Annotated in this window: 18 protein-coding genes, 1 tRNA gene and 2 pseudogenes; 12 read left to right on the forward strand and 9 right to left on the reverse strand. The window is 52.8% G+C overall.

Going from position 1 to position 17,022, the window contains the following annotated elements; translation table 11 throughout:
• Positions 1-652, reverse strand: a pseudogene (locus IGQ15_RS12010) (UvrD-helicase domain-containing protein); the annotation flags it as partial.
• 282 nt (positions 653-934) lie between these two features.
• Positions 935-1,228, reverse strand: a complete 294-nt coding sequence (locus IGQ15_RS04335; RefSeq protein ID WP_297048974.1) for a hypothetical protein — start codon at positions 1,226-1,228, stop codon at positions 935-937.
• A 155-nt stretch (positions 1,229-1,383) separates the two neighbouring features.
• Between IGQ15_RS04335 and menB the strand changes: the two genes are divergently transcribed.
• The 8 genes from menB (at position 1,384) to IGQ15_RS04375 (ending at position 8,398) form a co-directional block, all read left to right on the forward strand.
• Complete coding sequence (menB, locus tag IGQ15_RS04340) at positions 1,384-2,220, forward strand: 1,4-dihydroxy-2-naphthoyl-CoA synthase (protein ID WP_297048976.1); 837 nt, start codon at positions 1,384-1,386, stop codon at positions 2,218-2,220.
• 44 nt (positions 2,221-2,264) lie between these two features.
• Positions 2,265-2,513 (forward strand): Ycf34 family protein, encoded by a 249-nt coding sequence (locus tag IGQ15_RS04345; protein WP_149819240.1) that lies wholly within the window; start codon positions 2,265-2,267, stop codon positions 2,511-2,513.
• A gap of 55 nt (positions 2,514-2,568) precedes the next feature.
• On the forward strand, positions 2,569-3,987 hold the full coding sequence (locus tag IGQ15_RS04350; protein ID WP_363315785.1) for an NAD-binding protein: 1,419 nt from the start codon (positions 2,569-2,571) through the stop codon (positions 3,985-3,987).
• Positions 3,988-3,991: 4 nt separating this feature from the next.
• The gene (locus IGQ15_RS04355) at positions 3,992-4,516 is read left to right on the forward strand and encodes an SRPBCC family protein (RefSeq protein ID WP_297048980.1); all 525 of its coding nucleotides are present in this window, start codon (positions 3,992-3,994) and stop codon (positions 4,514-4,516) included.
• A 4-nt stretch (positions 4,517-4,520) separates the two neighbouring features.
• Positions 4,521-4,667: a hypothetical protein gene (locus tag IGQ15_RS04360; protein ID WP_297048981.1), complete on the forward strand. Its 147-nt coding sequence runs from the start codon at positions 4,521-4,523 to the stop codon at positions 4,665-4,667.
• Between the two features lie 260 nt (positions 4,668-4,927).
• Positions 4,928-7,591, forward strand: a complete 2,664-nt coding sequence (clpB, locus tag IGQ15_RS04365; RefSeq protein WP_297048983.1) for an ATP-dependent chaperone ClpB — start codon at positions 4,928-4,930, stop codon at positions 7,589-7,591.
• A 162-nt stretch (positions 7,592-7,753) separates the two neighbouring features.
• The gene (locus IGQ15_RS04370) at positions 7,754-8,029 is read left to right on the forward strand and encodes a hypothetical protein (protein ID WP_297048985.1); all 276 of its coding nucleotides are present in this window, start codon (positions 7,754-7,756) and stop codon (positions 8,027-8,029) included.
• A gap of 162 nt (positions 8,030-8,191) precedes the next feature.
• Positions 8,192-8,398 (forward strand): hypothetical protein, encoded by a 207-nt coding sequence (locus tag IGQ15_RS04375; protein ID WP_297048987.1) that lies wholly within the window; start codon positions 8,192-8,194, stop codon positions 8,396-8,398.
• A 375-nt stretch (positions 8,399-8,773) separates the two neighbouring features.
• On the opposite strand, the gene IGQ15_RS04380 is transcribed toward IGQ15_RS04375, so the two are convergent.
• Together IGQ15_RS04380 and nblR are read right to left on the reverse strand one after the other, a co-directional pair.
• The gene (locus IGQ15_RS04380) at positions 8,774-9,280 is read right to left on the reverse strand and encodes a DUF192 domain-containing protein (protein ID WP_297048988.1); all 507 of its coding nucleotides are present in this window, start codon (positions 9,278-9,280) and stop codon (positions 8,774-8,776) included.
• Positions 9,261-9,950 (reverse strand): response regulator transcription factor NblR, encoded by a 690-nt coding sequence (gene nblR, locus IGQ15_RS04385; RefSeq protein WP_297048989.1) that lies wholly within the window; start codon positions 9,948-9,950, stop codon positions 9,261-9,263. The genes IGQ15_RS04380 and nblR overlap by 20 nt, the downstream gene beginning before the upstream one ends.
• A 65-nt stretch (positions 9,951-10,015) precedes the next feature.
• Here nblR and IGQ15_RS04390 point away from each other — a divergent pair.
• The 3 genes from IGQ15_RS04390 to frr all read left to right on the forward strand — a co-directional run bounded on the left by IGQ15_RS04390 (position 10,016) and on the right by frr (position 11,434).
• Positions 10,016-10,089, forward strand: a tRNA-Arg gene (locus IGQ15_RS04390).
• A gap of 52 nt (positions 10,090-10,141) precedes the next feature.
• Positions 10,142-10,870, forward strand: a complete 729-nt coding sequence (gene pyrH, locus IGQ15_RS04395; RefSeq protein ID WP_297048990.1) for a UMP kinase — start codon at positions 10,142-10,144, stop codon at positions 10,868-10,870.
• A gap of 15 nt (positions 10,871-10,885) precedes the next feature.
• The gene (frr, locus tag IGQ15_RS04400) at positions 10,886-11,434 is read left to right on the forward strand and encodes a ribosome recycling factor (protein WP_297048992.1); all 549 of its coding nucleotides are present in this window, start codon (positions 10,886-10,888) and stop codon (positions 11,432-11,434) included.
• Between the two features lies 1 nt (position 11,435).
• Here frr and IGQ15_RS04405 read toward each other — a convergent pair whose 3' ends face one another.
• From IGQ15_RS04405 to IGQ15_RS04420, 4 genes and pseudogenes are all read right to left on the reverse strand, one after another.
• The gene (locus IGQ15_RS04405; protein WP_297048994.1) at positions 11,436-12,074 is read right to left on the reverse strand and encodes a histidine phosphatase family protein; all 639 of its coding nucleotides are present in this window, start codon (positions 12,072-12,074) and stop codon (positions 11,436-11,438) included.
• A 289-nt stretch (positions 12,075-12,363) separates the two neighbouring features.
• Positions 12,364-12,882 (reverse strand): annotated as a pseudogene (locus IGQ15_RS04410) (DUF2887 domain-containing protein); the annotation flags it as partial.
• Positions 12,883-13,153: 271 nt separating this feature from the next.
• The gene (locus tag IGQ15_RS04415) at positions 13,154-14,320 is read right to left on the reverse strand and encodes a SpoIID/LytB domain-containing protein (protein WP_297048996.1); all 1,167 of its coding nucleotides are present in this window, start codon (positions 14,318-14,320) and stop codon (positions 13,154-13,156) included.
• A 37-nt stretch (positions 14,321-14,357) separates the two neighbouring features.
• Positions 14,358-15,086, reverse strand: coding sequence for an HpsJ family protein (locus IGQ15_RS04420; protein ID WP_297048998.1), 729 nt, complete (start codon positions 15,084-15,086; stop codon positions 14,358-14,360).
• Positions 15,087-15,301: 215 nt separating this feature from the next.
• Between IGQ15_RS04420 and glmU the strand changes: the two genes are divergently transcribed.
• Positions 15,302-16,651: a bifunctional UDP-N-acetylglucosamine diphosphorylase/glucosamine-1-phosphate N-acetyltransferase GlmU gene (glmU, locus tag IGQ15_RS04425; protein WP_297049000.1), complete on the forward strand. Its 1,350-nt coding sequence runs from the start codon at positions 15,302-15,304 to the stop codon at positions 16,649-16,651.
• Here the strand turns inward: glmU and IGQ15_RS04430 are convergent.
• A complete protein-coding gene (locus IGQ15_RS04430) occupies positions 16,648-16,980 on the reverse strand; it encodes a hypothetical protein (protein WP_297049002.1) in 333 nt (110 codons plus the stop codon). The genes glmU and IGQ15_RS04430 overlap by 4 nt on opposite strands.
• Positions 16,981-17,022 lie beyond the last annotated feature (42 nt).

Raw genomic sequence — 17,022 nt, forward strand, 5'->3', positions numbered from 1 at the left:
TCATCAAAGTCAAGGGCGTTATTCTTGGCAAGAGTTGCCTCATAGCGACGATAAACCTCTGCGGCTATACGGCCAGCGGGCGATCGCTGTTCCTGCTCCAATTGATCGGGGCTTAGCCCTCGGTTTTTGGCATGGCTAATTCTGTAGCGGATACCGCGCGGATCATGCTTGCGCTCATTGAGTTCCCCCGTGGCAATTTCTTTAATCAGGCTTTGCACATCCGACTCATCAAAAATCGTGAAATGCCGCGTCCAGCGATAGCCTTGGGGATGTTGATAGGCCTCTATTTCCAAACGCAGGAGTCGTTCACACAGGCTGTGGAAAGTGCCAATCCAAAGGGGCTGCGTGTAGGTTTGATAGACGCGCGATCGCACCCGCTGTTGTTCGCCGGGAGAGAGATCTAGCAAGTCTCGCTGATAGAGCTGTTTTGCTATTTCATTTCGCGGGCAGCCTTATTCGTAAACGTCACCGCCAAAATGTTTTCTGGTGCCACCTGATGATGGCGAATCAAATGGGTCAAATGGGCAATTCGATAGATGAGCGTGCGTGTTTTCCCGGAACCAGCGCCTGCCACCACCAACATCGGGCCACAATAGTGCTCCACCGCCTGCCGCTGTGATGGATTCAGTCCTGCGAGAAAATCACTACTCATTTGCTGCTATGCCCATATGCCTAAAGTTTTATGGTACCTGTTATGGCCAGCCAACGGGTTAGTGCTCCCATCCGCCAGTATAGGGGACATCGCTGCATCAGACGGCTCGGCAGAGGCTCTGTAATCGCGCTGGGGATCGCTGCTCGATAGGTAACTTCAGTGGTTTTCTTGATCTTAAGGAAGTGACGCGGCTTTCAGTTCTTGGCTGAGCTCAAGAAGCTTCGTTGGCTTGAGGGCTTCAATATCATTGGGTTGCTGTTTTAATTCATGGGGTTCTGGCTGCTACAAATTGCTGAGGTTAATGCAGACATTTTGCAGATCGCTGACTAGTTGCTCCAACAGTTGGGGATACTTTTCTTCGCCCAGATAGCGGCTGATGTCACTGATGAGCATTGATTTGCCAGCACTAAAAGGTCCCGCAAAGACAATCTCCAATGTTGGCGAAACCGCCTTGCGCAGGGAAGGTTGGACCGGCGTAATATCAAAGGAGCGCAGCTTGGGCTGCGCATTCAATAGCTGAAGGAGGCGATCGCAATCCGCTTGCAAATTGGGGCAAGTATTGAGGAGCTTGCTCATAGCAAAGAAGCACAAACTATTGTCAGCAACAGCCTAACACCACTTTTCCAGACTCCCCTGAGTGGTGGATGTTAATTTTTTTTGCGATTTTGCCCCCATCTAAACCCGAGAACCGCTCAGGTTACAATGAGAATCCATCTCACCAATCACCTTCTATGGACAGCGTCCACTGGCAGCAGGTTCACGACTACACTGACATCCTGTACCACAAAACGACGGGCATTGCCAAAATTACGATTAACCGTCCCCACAAGCGCAATGCCTTTCGCCCCCAAACCATTGTTGAAATGAGTCAAGCCTTTGAGGATGCCCGCAACGATCCCACGATTGGCGTTGTCTTGCTCACCGGAGCAGGCCCCCACACCGATGGTAAGTATGCCTTTTGTGCAGGTGGTGACCAAAGCGTTCGGGGTGAGGCAGGCTATCTGGATGATCAGGGGGTAGCACGGCTGAATGTATTGGATCTGCAACGGCAAATTCGCTCCCTACCAAAGGTGGTGATTGCCCTTGTGGCCGGCTATGCCATTGGCGGTGGCCATGTGCTGCACTTGGTCTGTGACCTCACCATTGCTGCTGAGAATGCCATTTTTGGTCAAACGGGGCCACGGGTGGGTAGTTTTGATGCTGGGTTTGGTGCCAGTTATCTTGCCCGCATTGTCGGCCAGAAAAAAGCCCGTGAAATTTGGTTTCTCTGTCGGCAATATACGGCTCAGGAAGCCTTAGCGATGGGCTTGGTCAATACCGTTGTCCCCGTTGAGGAGCTGGAGGCTGAGGGGATCCGCTGGGCGCAAGAGATTCTCAGCAAAAGTCCCTTGGCCATTCGGTGCTTGAAGGCGGCCTTTAATGCCGATTGTGATGGTCAGGCCGGCCTACAGGAATTAGCCGGCAATGCAACCTTGCTGTACTACCTCACCCAAGAGAGTGCCGAGGGCAAGGCCGCCTTTTTAGAAAAACGCCCCCCCAACTTTCAGCAGTTTCCTTGGCGACCCTAGGGGATGCGTTAGAGTAGGAGCATGTGGCATTGGGAGAGTTCGCCATGTGTATCTGTGTTAACTGTGCCCTTGTGGATCGCTGTACCACCTACTATGCCGTTGAGGAGCAGCACCAACAGCCCCATCTGACCCTCACCCCAGACTTTGACCCAATTGAGCCGACGATCAATATCAACATCCGTACCCAAGGGGAAGAAATTCTATTGGAGTGGGATGTGGTTGGCTGTGCTAGTTTCGTCGAAGAACAGGGGCGGTGGGCAAAACTGCGTCCGGGAGAATTGATTCCCACCTAAATCTGATTGTTAGCCGGCGATCGCGCCAATTTGATGTTCTCTTCTAGTGGCACTCATGGGACAAAGCCGGCTGAGACAACAGCTTGATCTATTTCTGCACTCACCACAGGTAGAAATCAGCCTGTTGGTTTTGATCCTAGTATGGGTGCTTTTAGTGGTGGTTGATCTCTTCTGGGTACAGCCCGGCCACCCTAATTTTTTTGTGATGCTGGCGGATTTACCCTTACGGCTGTGCTTTGTTGTTGAGTTATTCCTACGCTTTGCGATCGCCCGCAAAAAGCAACGATTTTTCCGCCACTACTGGCTTGATCTAGTCGCGATTTTACCGATGCCGCCCCAGTGGCCCCTGTTTCGTTTGCTACCGCTGCTACGTCTGCCCCGTGCCTCGATTCTGATTAACCGCAACCTGCACTACATTTCCCCTCAGATTTCTGGTCTCTACGGTGCCCAAATTTCAGCACTGTTAATCATTGTGTTGATCATGCTCTTTGGGGGACTGGCTTTTTATATTATCGAAGGAACCTCAAACCCAGACATCGAGACCCTTGGGGATGCCCTGTGGTACAGTTTCTTTTCCTTAGTGTCCGCCGAACCCATTGGTGCCTATCCCCAAACCCACGCTGGGCGGATCATTACCCTAGTGGTCGTTTTGTCGGGGCTGACCTTGTTTGCGGTGTTTACAGGGGTGGTGTCTGCCTTCATGGTGCAGCGGTTGCAATCGGTCATGAGCATTAAGAACTTTGACTTGGATGAGTTGCGCAACCACATTATTCTCTGTGGCTGGAATCGCAGTGCCCCCCTTGTGTTGGAGGAGTTGCAAACCGATCCCCAAACCCGCCATGCGCCAATTGTCATTGTTGCTGAACTTGAACAGTTGCCCTTGAGTGAGTTGCGGAGAGTAGATCAAAATCGCCTCTACTTTTATTCGGGAGACTATACTCGCATTGATGTTTTAGAGAAGGTGCAGATTTACCACGCCTCCCGTGCCATTCTCTTGGCCGATACCAGCCAGCCCCGCAGTGATCAAGACCGCGATGCCCGAACGGTTCTCGCTGCACTGACCATGGAAAAACTCAATCCAACGATTTACACCTGTGCCCAGCTTTTGGATCGCAATAATAATGTGCAACTTCAGGCGGCAGGGGTGGAAGATGTGGTGGTGGCTGATGAAATGGCAGGTCACCTGATTGGCAATGCAGTGCGCAATCAAGGAGCGATGGATGTTTTTGCGGAATTGCTGACGGTCCAGGTAGGGAACCAATTTTATCGGCTCTCTGTACCCTCAACACTGGCGGGCAAAACCTTTTGGTATGCGCAACGACACCTCAAGGAGCAGTACGATGCCCTCTTAGTTGCTGTGGAACGTCGCGTTGAGGGGCGTCGCCAAACGTATATTAATCCACCGATGAACTATGAGTTACAGGTGGGAGATTACGTGGTTGTGATTGCGCGGCGGCGTCCACAGTGGGAATAGGATAATGGAAATTTTTTCACAAGTACAGTTGCCTTTTCCCCGCGAGCACGTCTATCGCACCTATCGCGATCGCCTGCCAGAACTAGTGAACTGGATGCCCAACGTCCGTGAAATTGAAGTGCAAGAGCGCAAGGAACAGCCTCAAGCCCTAGAAATGGTTCTAGTCTGGCATGGCGGCGGGGAAATTCCAGCAGCAGCCCGGGCACTCCTGAGTGAGGCAATGCTCTCGTGGACGGACTACACCCATTGGAACGATCGCGACTATCTCACCCGCTGGCGTATTGCGCCCCATGCCTTTACTGAGGCGATTGACTGCCAAGGCGAAAATCAATTCATTGCTGCGGGTGACTCAACAATTATCACCAGCCGAGGTCATCTACGCATTGATCCAAAACGGATTCCGGGGGTACCCTCATTCTTAGCTGGCATGATTGCTCGCGCCGTGGAGGAGTATCTGGGTCAACGCATCGAACCCAATTTTCAGCAGTTGGCAGCCAGTGTCGCAGAATTTTTGAGGGCTGAAGGATAAAATCTTGGAGCCAACGGACGATCGCTTGCGGGTGCGGGAACGCCCTTGGCAGATTGGGTTTATCGGCGGCATTACATTTACACTTATATTTTGGCTCATCTTCTTTTCGGTTGGGGAGATTCACTGCCAACGCCAAACCGTTCCCTATTAGGTGCATCGTTACTCAAACGGGGCTGATGACTCAAAAAGGATGAGTTCCATTTCTTTCGTTAAGGCTGGATTTGGATCGGGGCAGCGGTACCCCAGCAGTGGCTATGGCGACAAGAAAGAATTGGCTAATCTCCTGCGGCAGTTTCTCTCTTTGCCACCTCTATAGGTCGTCCTGCGGGTGTGGCGGTGGCCGGTTGATTACACTGAAGATGATGGCATAATGCATTCACGGTCGGTGGGGTTTTGCCCTCAATTATCACTATGCAACCAACGGATCCAACAAAGTTTACTGATAAAGCATGGGAAGCGATTGTTAAGTCCCAAGATGTGGCACGGGAATATCGCAGCCAATATCTGGAAACAGAGCACTTGATGATTGCCCTCCTGCGGGAAGAGGGACTGGGGCAACTGATCTTTGAACGGGCCGATATTGATACCGAATGGGTTCTCAAGCGGCTGATGGACTTTGCCAAACAGCAACCCCGCGTGCCAACGGGGAGCGAACTCTACTGTGGCCGCAGTTTGGATGCCCTCCTTGATGAAGCCAATCGTCTGCGCCAAGAGCAAGAGGATCAGTTTATTTCGATTGAGCATCTTGTCCTCGCATTTGTTGGCGATCGCCGCATCGGTCAACGACTGTTCCGCGCTTTGAATTGCGATCGTGAGCAGTTGGCGGCCACCGTCAAAGCGATTCGCGGCGCCCAAAAAGTCTTAGACCAAAACCCCGAAAATAAATACGCTGCCCTTGAAAAGTACGGTCGCGATCTCACCGAAGCAGCCCGCCAAGGGAAACTGGATCCCGTCATTGGCCGCGACGAAGAAATTCGCCGTGTCATTCAAGTTCTCTCCCGCCGCACCAAAAATAACCCTGTGCTCATTGGTGAACCGGGTGTGGGTAAAACCGCCATTGCCGAAGGCCTTGCCCAGCGGATTATCAATGGGGATGTGCCAGAATCCCTAAAAAATCGGCGGTTGATTTCCCTTGATCTGGGGAGTTTGGTGGCGGGTGCCAAGTTTCGCGGTGACTTTGAAGATCGCCTCAAGGCCGTTCTCCACGAAGTGACCCATTCCGACGGTCAAATTGTTCTCTTTATTGATGAACTGCACACCGTGGTTGGGGCCGGTGCCAATCAAAACTCCTCGATGGATGCCAGTAACCTCCTGAAGCCGATGTTGGCGCGGGGCGAACTGCGCTGTATTGGTGCCACCACCCTAGATGAATACCGCAAGCATATTGAGAAGGATGCCGCTCTTGAGCGTCGCTTCCAGCAGGTGTATATTGGCCAGCCCAGCGTTGAGGATACAATCTCAATTTTGCGGGGTCTCAAGGATCGCTATGAAATTCACCACAATGTCAAAATTACCGACTCGGCATTGGTGGCAGCAGCGATGCTTTCGGATCGGTATATTAGCGATCGCTTTTTGCCCGACAAGGCCATTGACCTTGTGGATGAAGCGGCGGCCAAACTGAAAATGGAAATCACCACCAAGCCTGCTGAACTAGAAGCCCTTGAGCGGCGACTGCGCCAACTGGAGATGGAAAAACTCTCCCTCAAGCAGGAAGAAAGTCTGCCCCTGAGCCAAGCGCCACTGCAAGCCACCCGCGATCGCCTTCAGCGCATTGAAGAGGAAATTGCCCAACTGCAACCGCGACAACAGGCCATGCAAGCCCGCTGGCAAGCAGAAAAAGACCTCCTAGAGCGCATTAACAGCCTCAAGGAAGAGGAAGATCAGGTCAAGCTGCAAATCGAGCAAGCAGAGCGGGACTACAACCTCAACAAAGCCGCTCAACTTAAATACGGTCGCCTCGAAACCCTGCAACGGGAGTTGGAGAGCACCGAAGCGCAACTTTTGGAACTTCAGGCCGAAGGCGGTACCTTTTTGCGCGATCAAGTCACGGAAGCCGACATTGCTGAAATTGTTGCCAAATGGACAGGCATTCCGCTGCAAAAATTGATGGCCTCAGAACGGCAAAAACTCCTGCAACTGGAACAAGTCCTGCATCAGCGGGTAATTGGTCAAACCGATGCCGTCGCAGCCGTGGCCGCAGCGATTCGCCGAGCGCGAGCTGGCATGAAAGATCCTGCCCGTCCCATTGGCTCCTTTCTCTTTATGGGACCGACGGGGGTTGGTAAAACGGAACTGGCTCGTGCCCTTGCAGAAGCACTCTTTGATGATGAAAATGCCCTTGTGCGCATTGATATGTCGGAGTACATGGAAAAACACGCCGTCTCCCGCATGATTGGCGCACCACCGGGGTATGTGGGCTTTGACAGTGGCGGGCAACTGACGGAAGCGATTCGCCGTCGTCCCTATGCAGTGGTGCTGTTTGATGAGGTGGAAAAAGCCCATCCCGAAGTCTTTAATGTGCTCTTGCAGGTGCTCGATGATGGCCGCGTCACTGATTCCCAAGGGCGAACGGTGGACTTCCGCAATACCGTTATTATCATGACCAGCAACTTAGGCAGCGAGCATATTTTAGACTTGGCCGGGGATGACAGTCGCTATGAGGAAATGCGCCAACGGGTGCTCCAAAGTGCGCAAAAGTATTTTCGCCCCGAATTTCTCAACCGCATTGATGACTTGATCCTCTTCCATGGCCTAGGGCGGACTGAACTGGCACAGATTGCCCAAATTCAACTGCGACGGGTGGAGAAACTCCTTGCAGATCAAAAAATTCGCCTGCGCCTCACCCCGGCAGCGCTAGATCATTTGGTAGCCGTGGGCTTTGATCCAGTCTATGGGGCACGTCCTCTGAAGCGCGCCATTCAACGGGAATTGGAGAACCCCCTCGCCGTGAAGATCCTTGAAGAGGTCTTTGCACCCGGCGATACGATTTTGGTAGATTTGGCCAATGGTGAGTTGACTTTTAGCCCTGCCAACCTTGCAGGTGCCGGCGATCGCAACACCGTCACCGCCTCCTAAACCCTCAGTAACTCACTCGACAGGAAAGAGGCGTGAAAGTTATTACCATTCGAGATCAGGGGACGATTGCTTGCTAGTGCAGTTCTGAAAGCAGGTATCTGTTTTCCACCCTTATTAGTGCCTTGACTGGGCGATCGCTTAGCCTGTCACCGCTTCAAACTCTTGTCGGTCTATCCTCAGTATTATGCTGCCCAAAAAGCCAATCTTAAAGAAATCAATGCTCTGATTATTGAAGAAAATGATACGCCAGAAATAGAAGCTACCATCCTCAATCAAATTCAGTTTAACTCCGCAATTTCTGAGGTGTCAGAAGAACAAAAGCAAGAACAAACTGCAGAGCCTTTAGCTTTTGACTCACCAGCAAGCAGCTCCAACGGAAACCTTGCCAAGTCCCTAAAAGAAATGGAGGCAGCTCTAGTGAAAATCTTTCTTCAGTAGGAGACCTTTATGGCTCGCCCGCTCCTGCTCACAATTACAGACAATTACAGAAAGCTCTGAAGCACTGCAACGCCGCTTACAGCCGTTTTCTATTCGGTTCAATGTCTTGACATAATGGCAATCTGTGGCAGAGCCAGACTACGTGTTCTTCTGATCATCCCTGTGAAAACGGCTGTCCAGTACGAAACCGATGCCCGAACGCTTGCAGATGCTCTACTGGCTCAAGCCAGGACTTGTCCACCGCCGCCCCAAATGGCCCCATTGCTCGATCGCAACGCGCCCACCATTACGGCTCAGCGCCTATCGCCAAGGGGGACGCCAGCCGCGATTGCAGTTAAGACGCCGCCCGCATCCTCCCCCCAGCAGTGATGGCACCGTTGCGGGTTTGACAGCTATAGAGCGATTGTGCAGTGGGATGCGGTGCTGGTGGTGCAGATGGATCAAGCTACTGCGCATCGCGCAAACACCATCAATTGGCCACCGACTGTCGTGCCTGTGTTTGCTCCCGAGGTCAATCCCATTGAGTGGTGATGGCAGCATTGGTAGGGTAGTCATTCGAGACACTGGAAGCCCTGCGTCAAAAGCTGCAAGCTGTATTGTCACCAATGACGGCGGAAGTGATTCGTTCTTTGACGGGCTGGTCGTTGATTACACAGCCTTTATTCAGGCTATCTTCAAATTGAATTGACATTATCTAATCACGCGTAGCCTTTTTCAAGGCGATAGATTAATCAGTAGCTCAGATTAGAGCTTGACAATTTCTACTGCATCTCCCACCTTCAGCCCTAATTCAGCGGCGCGGCCACCCGCTAGTTCTAAAACAGCGTCCACTGGAACCCCAGACTCGTAGGTGGGGCAAGGGAGTGTTCGGCAAGGAGGGGCTTGCGGGGCGATCGCCACCACTTTACCGTTCCTGAGAAAAATCAAGTCGAGGGGAATCAGGCAGTTCTTCATCCAGAAGCTGGCCACTTGGGGCGGAGACATGGGAAACAGCATCCCGCGATCGCCCGGCAATTCAGGACGAAACATCAAGCCCAACTGCTGCTGTGCGGGTGTGCGCGCCACTTCCAACTGAATCCATGTATCGTGAATGCGCGCCTTGGCCGTAATCGGTAGATATTGCGGAATGCCGCGAACCATTTGTGGGGGTGCGGCTGGATCCCCTTGGCTCAGGCTTTGACAGCCCAGCAGTAACCCCAACGTGACCCATCCCACCACTAGCCAGCGTAACTTAGGCTTCACGGAGAACATACCCTACTCCTCGCACTGTGTGAATCAACCGTTTTTCACCATCGGGTTCAATCTTTAGCCGCAGATAGCGAATATACACTTCAATGACGTTGGATTCTCCCAAAAAGTCATAACCCCAGACATTTTCCAAAATTTGCTCACGGGTGAGGACTTCGCGGGGATGTTCCATGAGAAATTTCAGCAGTTCGTACTCCTTCATCGTCAGGTCGATTGTGCGTCCATTGCGCTCCGCCCGCCGCGTCAAGAGATCGAGGGTCAAATTATCAAATCGCAACACCTCGCTTTGGGTGACTGGCGGCTTCAGATAAAGCTGAATCATTTGCAAAAAGGGCTTGGGACTATAGGGCAGCAGCAGGTAATCATCGGCTCCCGACTCCAGCACCGCCACCCGATCTTCTAGGCGATCGCTCTCCAGCATCAGTAGAATTGGCAAACTAATCCCCTGCTGACGCAACCGCTGGCACAACTCCATACTATTGAGCCGCCCCAAATAGCGATCCATGATGATCAGGGCAGGCTGCCATTCTGTGCAGGCCAAGTGACATTCCTTTTCCGTTGTTGCAATCACGGGGTCATAGCCTGCTGCCTGAAGGTCTTGCCCCATCCGCTGTGACAACTGGTTGTCAGCACAGACCAAAAGTAAACGTGAAGGGGGAGAATTCAGCTCCATCTCAATCATCCTTACTATGGAGATCTTACTTTCAGCTTATGCCTTGTGGGAAAATATTCAAAAATGCGCCCGTAGCTCAGCGGAATAGAGCACTCGCCTTCTAAGCGATTGGTCGTTGGTTCGAGTCCAACCGGGCGCGTCTAACCTGCTATCGTTGATGGGGAGCGTATTGGAGTGCAAGAATCCTCGCAATGAGTCCTAAATATCGCCGCGTATTGCTCAAATTGAGCGGTGAAGCCCTCATGGGCAACCTGAACTACGGCATTGATCCAAAAGTGGTGCAGGCATTTGCTAGCGAAATTGCTCAGGTGGTGCAAGCGGGAGTTCAAACCGCCATTGTGGTGGGGGGTGGCAATATCTTTCGCGGTATGAAAGGAGCGGCTGCTGGCATGGATCGGGCAACGGCAGACTACATCGGTATGATTGCCACCGTCATGAATGCCATGACCCTTCAGGACGCCCTCGAACAAATGAATGTGCCCACACGGGTACAGACAGCGATCGCCATGCAGGAGGTAGCCGAACCCTATATTCGTCGCCGTGCCATTCGCCATCTGGAAAAGGGACGGGTAGTGATCTTTGGGGCGGGGTCAGGGAATCCTTTTTTTACCACTGACACAACAGCCGCCCTGCGAGCTGCCGAAATTGATGCGGAAGTGATCTTCAAGGCCACTAAAGTCGATGGCGTCTATGATGCTGATCCCCACAAAAATCCTAATGCGCGTCGCTACCGTAGTCTCACCTACACCCATGCTCTCACCCACAACTTGGCGGTGATGGACAGTACAGCGATCGCTCTGTGCAAAGATAATGATATCCCCATTATTGTGTTTAGTTTAGAAACAGCCGGTAACATCTACCGCGCCTTGACTGGGGAACCCATTGGCACGATGGTTGGAGGCTGCTGTGAAATTAGCTGATAGTTGGAGGCTGCTGTGAAATTAGCTGATGTCGAAGAGCGGATGCAAAAATCGGTTGAAGCAACCCAGCATGACTTTAATAGTATCCGCACGGGTCGCGCCAACGCGGCGTTATTAGACCGGGTCATGGTGGACTACTACGGCACGGAAACCCCCCTGCGCTCGTTGGCCAATATCTCCACCCCAGATGCAACCACGATTTTGATTCAGCCCTACGATCGCTCCACATTAGCCAGCATTGAAAAAGCCATTCAACTCTCTGACTTAGGGTTGACGCCCAACAACGATGGCTCCAGCGTCCGCCTCAATATTCCACCCTTAACCACAGAGCGCCGCAAAGAACTGGTGAAAACTGCCGCCAAAATTGCCGAAGGGGGCAAAGTCGCCATTCGCAACATTCGCCGTGATGCTATTGATCACATCAAAAAAGAGGGCAAAGCTGGCAAACTCACTGAAGATGAAGTGAAAGACTTGCAAGAGAAAGTGCAAAAGCTCACCGATAAATACATCGGTAAAATTGATGCCCTGCTCGCCGAGAAAGAAAAGGACATTATGACCGTATAGGCTAGGTGCCTGGCAAGTGCCGTAGTTCGGGACTCAGGTGCGATCGCTCCGCAAGGGCAAGGAGCAATGGCCCACGGGAGGTATATTCCACAATACTGACACTGGCTACCGGGGCAGCAATGCGATCGCGAAATCGTCCCACATCAATACCAAGAAGACCACAGAGCATAATCCGAATTGTGGCCTTGTGGGAAACCAGCAGAACATTGCCGTCGGGATACTCCCGTTCAATTTCTAAGAGAACGGCATTACTGCGGTAGTAGATGTCAATCCCCCGCTCACCTCCTGTGGGGGCATTCCAGCCCGGATCCGCCAGCCAGCGCACATAGTCATCGTGGAACTTGGCATTCACCTCTTGCGGGGAGAGGCCTTCCCACTGACCATAGTGAATTTCCCGCAGACCATCGCGGATCTGCATCTGCAGACCCACGCGATCACATAGAGGTTGTGCCGTGGTTCGAGTGCGCAACATTGGACTGACAAAGACGGCTTGCCACGGTAACTGGGCATAGTGATCAGCAAAGGCCTCAGCCATCGCTAGACCGGCATCCGTCAAGGGTGGATCCAGTTCTCCACAGTAGGCATTGGCGCGACTAAAACCAGTCTGCCCGTGGCGCAAGAAATAGAGTGTTAAAACCACAACCAGTTTTACCCGTCATGCTAGGGGCAGCATAATCGAGGACAGCAAGGCTCGTCAACAGTAAGTACAGCACTTTTGATACCGTTGGATACCATACTTGAGTACGAAAGGCTGGCCTATGCAGGTTTCTATTGAGCCGTTAGTTCTCCCAACTCAGTGAAGTCAAGGAGGGCTGCCGCTAGGGCTTCAATTTAAGCCACAGACAGCTGCCGAATACGCTCTTCCAGGGCAGGGGGCAACTCCCCAAACCTCGCCTGACCAGACGTAGAACAACTACTACTTCTTCCTCCTATAATCCTTCCTGCCGCCCTTCAGTGTAAATCTCCTGATAAAACCGTGTTCGTTTCAGTTCCTCAGTCGTCAGTCCCAGCATCCGCAGCATCTCCTCGCGACTCAGCTCGGTGAACCGATACAGCATAATCCTCGTGATTAACTCTATTGTGACCTCCCGCTTTTGAACGACTTTGTCCTGAGTGCTCTGCGCGAGGAATTTCGCCGCTTTTGGCATCTCTGCTTTGGACAACGTCATCAGCTTCATCAGCCCTAGACTCAATGGCAACTCCTCTGGCGACGGTCGCTCATTTAGATACACCCGCCGCAGGCGATCGCTGTTGACAAGGGGAGCATAGGGAGTAATGTCTGCCTGCTCCGTGTGGGGGTCAGGGTAAATCACCACCGCTTGCCAGTCAGAGAACGTATCGCGCTTTAGGCGCAGATACAGGAAAATCTCAGCAAAGAAGCGCCTGTAGAAAGTGTTGTCGCGCTGAAACTGGACTTCGCAGAAATAGACCACTCCTGAGGGGTCAGGGGGTGAAAAGACCCCATCGACGCGAAAGGAGGTTTCTTTAAGTTCAACAGAGCCAAAGCGCTAGCCCTCAGAAGAGTCTAGACCCAAGAGGTCAAAAAAGGTCTGGGGCAACTGGGCAAAGAGTTGATAAAAGAGGGAGTCGTGACCCATGGGTTAGAGGGAACAAGGGCAGACCGCTTGCTCTTAAAGGGCATGGGCAATGAGGTCGTCAATGAAATTTACAGGCAGCCAATACCAAGTGTAAGAGGCTGTGGGAAGAGGAGTGTAGTGTTCAATGGATAGTGGGTAGTGTACTCAATGTCACGCCCTGGTAATAGTAGGTCAAAATCTGGTCGTAGGTGTAGCCCTGCAGTGCCATACCATAAGCCCCCCATTGGCTCATGCCCAAGCCATGACCGTGACCCCGCCCCGTAATCGTAAAGGCTACCGGCACACTTTGTCCTGTTTGACTGGCCACATTGCCGTACTCTGGTGTAATCGTTAGGAGAGTACTGCGCAGTCCCAACACCCGCCGTAGTTCACTGCCTGAAACCGTACGGCTACCCGCCGTGCCCACCACTTGCACTGCTATGACTCGCCCTTGGGGGGTCAATTGCAAGGGGCGAAAGCCAACGATGGTACCAATACCGGCGAGGCGTTGTTGCAGTTGTGCTGCGGTGAAACGAACCGTCCACTGAAAGTTGGGGGAGACTTGGTCAAAGTCAGGGGTACCGCGCAGGTAGGGAACGACATTTTGCCAAACGTGCTCTGAATTTTCGGTGTGCCCCCCCGAGGAGGCATGGAAGACGGCTTCAATGATGCGGCCATTGTAGGTAAGCACTTGACCGCGTGTAGCGGCAACGGCAGCTAGGGTACTGGCGGTTTCTGAACTTACCCCCGGATACACCTGATGGGTGACGGTGGCACCCACATCAAAAAGACTACCGGGACGACGGCGTTCGCGATCGCGCCGAAAGAGGACAAAGGAACGGGAGACCACCGCTTGGGCTTTGAGGGCTTCCAGTGGCCAAGAGGGATACATTTCCTTGCCCACGACACTGGGTAGATACTCCTCTAAATCCACTAGGTTGATGGCGATAATACCCTCACTGGTACTCACCAATTGCAACTGCCCGCGATACCAGCGATCGCCCACGCGCACGAGGCCATTGTCTCGAGGTTCGAGGAAAACTTGCCGTCCCCGCACACCCCCTGCTTGTACCCCCACCCCCGTGAGAACCGCCGTAATATTCTGCTGCGGTGCCACTGTCAGCACCCGACCCGCCTCATCCCGTAATTGCGCTGGGGTGGAGCTACTGATTGTTACTTGACGTACCCGCTCTAACACCGCGACCCGCAATTCCACTGCTGCAGCCGTCAGTTGGAGCAGCAGGCTGATCAAGCAGCCGAGACCCGCCGACTGCGACAGAAGACGCCAACGCACAATGAGGCAGAGCATATTGTACTCCTCAGGTAGGCGGCAATGGTAACGATGCCTAGCGGTGCTCGCGCAGACCGCTCCAACCAATGGTAATAAAGCCCACTGCCAATAGAAAACTACGAATTCCTACCCTTAGACGATTCACAAAGGCTTCCTGTTGCGCCCGATTCACTGCTTCCTGTTGTTGGTTGCGGATGCGCTCCCGTGCCTGACCCGCTTGTTTATCAAGAGCTCGGGGGTCTTTTTGTAACTGCTCGAGAATCGCCTGTTGATCGGGGGGCAGTTGATTGCTTTTCAGGAGTTGCTCCAGTTGACCGCTACTAGCCAGTTGTTTAATTTGCTGCTGTTCTTGCTCAACCCGAATTTCTGCCTGTGCCGCCTCTTGATTGATTTGGTTGACCGCCTGTTCCGTAATTTGCCCCGTAATCGATAGGTAGAGGGGAATCCCCAGCAGGCAGAGCAATCCCAGCAAACTCGAGAGGACAAAGACCCAGAATCGCCAATCCTTGAGGGCAGGTTCTCCCGGCTCCGGCTGCGTCGCACTCCCAGAGACCGCTTGAATCCAAAAGCCAGTGTAGATAAAGACAAACCCAATCAAGGGAGTGGCACCGCGCTCAATGAATTGGTTGACGACCGTGAGTTGCCACTGGCTGTTATTGAACTGGGGGGTAATAAAGAGAATGCCCCACTCGAGCAAAAAGGTGAGGAGTAGGATGATTCCCACCAGTTTTAGGAACTGAGCCGCCAAGGGGACAGGTCGCTTGGTCGATTTTGAAGCGGTCATGGACTGTGAGTGACTCGTCAACTACTGCATCAACCTTACTGGATTTTGGTGCCGTTGATTCATCTTGGGCGCATTGACTCGCCTGTGGCGCTGCTATCTTTGGCTACCGCAACCTTGGTATACTCCAATTGTGCATGGCGCTGATGCTGCTGGGCTGCTTCCCCCCAGTATTGCTAGTTCGCCATCCCTTTGCTCTATTGAGGCACAATCAATCCATGGTCATTGTGGCAGTCTTAGCGGCAGGACGAGGCACACGGATGAAATCCTCGCTGCCAAAAGTTCTCCATCCCCTAGGTGGGCGATCGCTGGTGGGCTGGGTTTTGCACCAAGTTCAATCTCTGCAACCCCAACGGCAGTTTGTGATCATTGGCTATGGGGGAGACGCTGTCCGTGCCGCGTTAGCTGATCAGCCCCACGTGGAATTTGTCGAGCAGCGCGAACAACTGGGAACGGGTCATGCTGTACAGCAGCTTTTGCCCCACCTCAAGGACTATGAAGGCCATCTTTTGGTGCTCAATGGCGATGTGCCCCTCGTGCGTGGGGAGACACTGGCGAAGTTGCTCGAAGTCCACCAGAAACACAACAATGCGGCCACGATTTTAACGGCACAAATTCCCAACCCCCAAGGTTATGGCCGTGTGATTTGTGACAGTCAGAATATCTTGAAGCAAATTATTGAAGACCGTGACTGCACCACAGCCCAAAAGCAAAACCGCCGTATCAATGCTGGGGTGTATTGTTTCCATTGGCCGCAACTCGCCGCTGTGTTGCCCCATCTCCAGTCCAATAATGATCAGCAGGAATACTACCTCACCGATGCCGTTAATGCCCTCAGTCCTGTGATGGCGGTGGACGTGGAAGACTATGAGGAAATTTTGGGCGTTAACGATCGCGTGCAGTTGGCGGCAGCCTATCAAGTGCTGCAAAATCGCATTAAAAACGCTTGGTTGCAGGCGGGGGTCACCCTCATTGATCCGGCCAGTACCACAATTGAAGACACCGTTGAGCTGGCACCGGATGTGGTGATTGAACCGCAAACTCACCTGCGCGGCCAAACCCGTATTGGCAGCGGTAGCATCATTGGCCCGGGCACTTTGATTGAAAATAGTGTCATTGGGGAACGGGTGACGGTGCGCTATGCCGTAATTAGCGACAGTGAAATTGGTAATGATACCCAAGTGGGACCTTTTGCCCACATCCGCCAGCAAAGTCTGGTTGCCGATCACTGCCGCATTGGTAACTTTGTCGAGCTAAAAAAAGCGCAGTTGGGCAGTGAGACCAAGGCCTCTCATCTCTCTTACCTAGGCGATGCCACCTTGGGCGATCGTGTCAATATCGGGGCAGGAACCATTACCGCCAACTACGACGGCGTGCACAAGCACCCCACCCATATCGGTAGCGGCACCAAGACCGGTGCTAATAGTGTTTTAGTAGCTCCCGTCACCCTTGGCGAAAATGTCACGGTGGCGGCGGGTTCAACGGTCACAGAAGATGTACCGGATCATGCCCTTGTCATTGCCCGCTGTCGTCAAGTGGTCAAACCCAACTGGCAACCCAAAGCCTAGTGCGCCCCACAGCAGGGTTCAATGCCCAGCCGCCGCAGGAGCAAATCACTCACCGCATTAGCGACTGCAAACTCACTGTAAAAGCTTTGGGAAAAATCAAACTCTTGCAACTCCGTGACCAGTGCCAAGAGAATGCCGCCAAGATCATGCTCTCCTTCCAATCGCTGACGGCGGTACACTTGAGCCGCCCGCTGGGCGATCGCCAGATTCACCGCTTCCGGTAAATACTCGGTATTGAGCCAATTGAGAAGAGCTGCCTCCAACCATGCCGCATCCGCAGTGCAGTCACCACAGGGGGGAAGCTGAATCGGCGCAATCGGGGTACTCATCAAAGACCTCCGAGAAACCCTGCACTTTTTGCTCATCTTATA

Source organism: Thermosynechococcus sp. M98_K2018_005 (genome assembly GCF_015295825.1).
Classification (GTDB): Bacteria; Cyanobacteriota; Cyanobacteriia; order Thermosynechococcales; family Thermosynechococcaceae; genus Thermosynechococcus.

Bases quoted from the DNA above. Each gene is read 5' to 3' on its own strand.
- IGQ15_RS04350 (WP_363315785.1), top strand. From the start codon at position 2,569: ATGGGACAAAGCCGGCTGAGACAACAGCTTGATCTATTTCTGCACTCA.
- clpB (WP_297048983.1), top strand. From the start codon at position 4,928: ATGCAACCAACGGATCCAACAAAGTTTACTGATAAAGCATGGGAAGCG.
- IGQ15_RS04355 (WP_297048980.1), top strand. From the start codon at position 3,992: ATGGAAATTTTTTCACAAGTACAGTTGCCTTTTCCCCGCGAGCACGTC.
- IGQ15_RS04420 (WP_297048998.1), bottom strand. From the start codon at position 15,086: ATGACCGCTTCAAAATCGACCAAGCGACCTGTCCCCTTGGCGGCTCAG.
- pyrH (WP_297048990.1), top strand. From the start codon at position 10,142: ATGAGTCCTAAATATCGCCGCGTATTGCTCAAATTGAGCGGTGAAGCC.
- nblR (WP_297048989.1), bottom strand. From the start codon at position 9,950: ATGGAGCTGAATTCTCCCCCTTCACGTTTACTTTTGGTCTGTGCTGAC.
- IGQ15_RS04415 (WP_297048996.1), bottom strand. From the start codon at position 14,320: ATGCTCTGCCTCATTGTGCGTTGGCGTCTTCTGTCGCAGTCGGCGGGT.
- glmU (WP_297049000.1), top strand. From the start codon at position 15,302: ATGGTCATTGTGGCAGTCTTAGCGGCAGGACGAGGCACACGGATGAAA.
- IGQ15_RS04430 (WP_297049002.1), bottom strand. From the start codon at position 16,980: ATGAGTACCCCGATTGCGCCGATTCAGCTTCCCCCCTGTGGTGACTGC.
- IGQ15_RS04380 (WP_297048988.1), bottom strand. From the start codon at position 9,280: ATGTTCTCCGTGAAGCCTAAGTTACGCTGGCTAGTGGTGGGATGGGTC.
- IGQ15_RS04335 (WP_297048974.1), bottom strand. From the start codon at position 1,228: ATGAGCAAGCTCCTCAATACTTGCCCCAATTTGCAAGCGGATTGCGAT.
- menB (WP_297048976.1), top strand. From the start codon at position 1,384: ATGGACAGCGTCCACTGGCAGCAGGTTCACGACTACACTGACATCCTG.
- IGQ15_RS04345 (WP_149819240.1), top strand. From the start codon at position 2,265: ATGTGTATCTGTGTTAACTGTGCCCTTGTGGATCGCTGTACCACCTAC.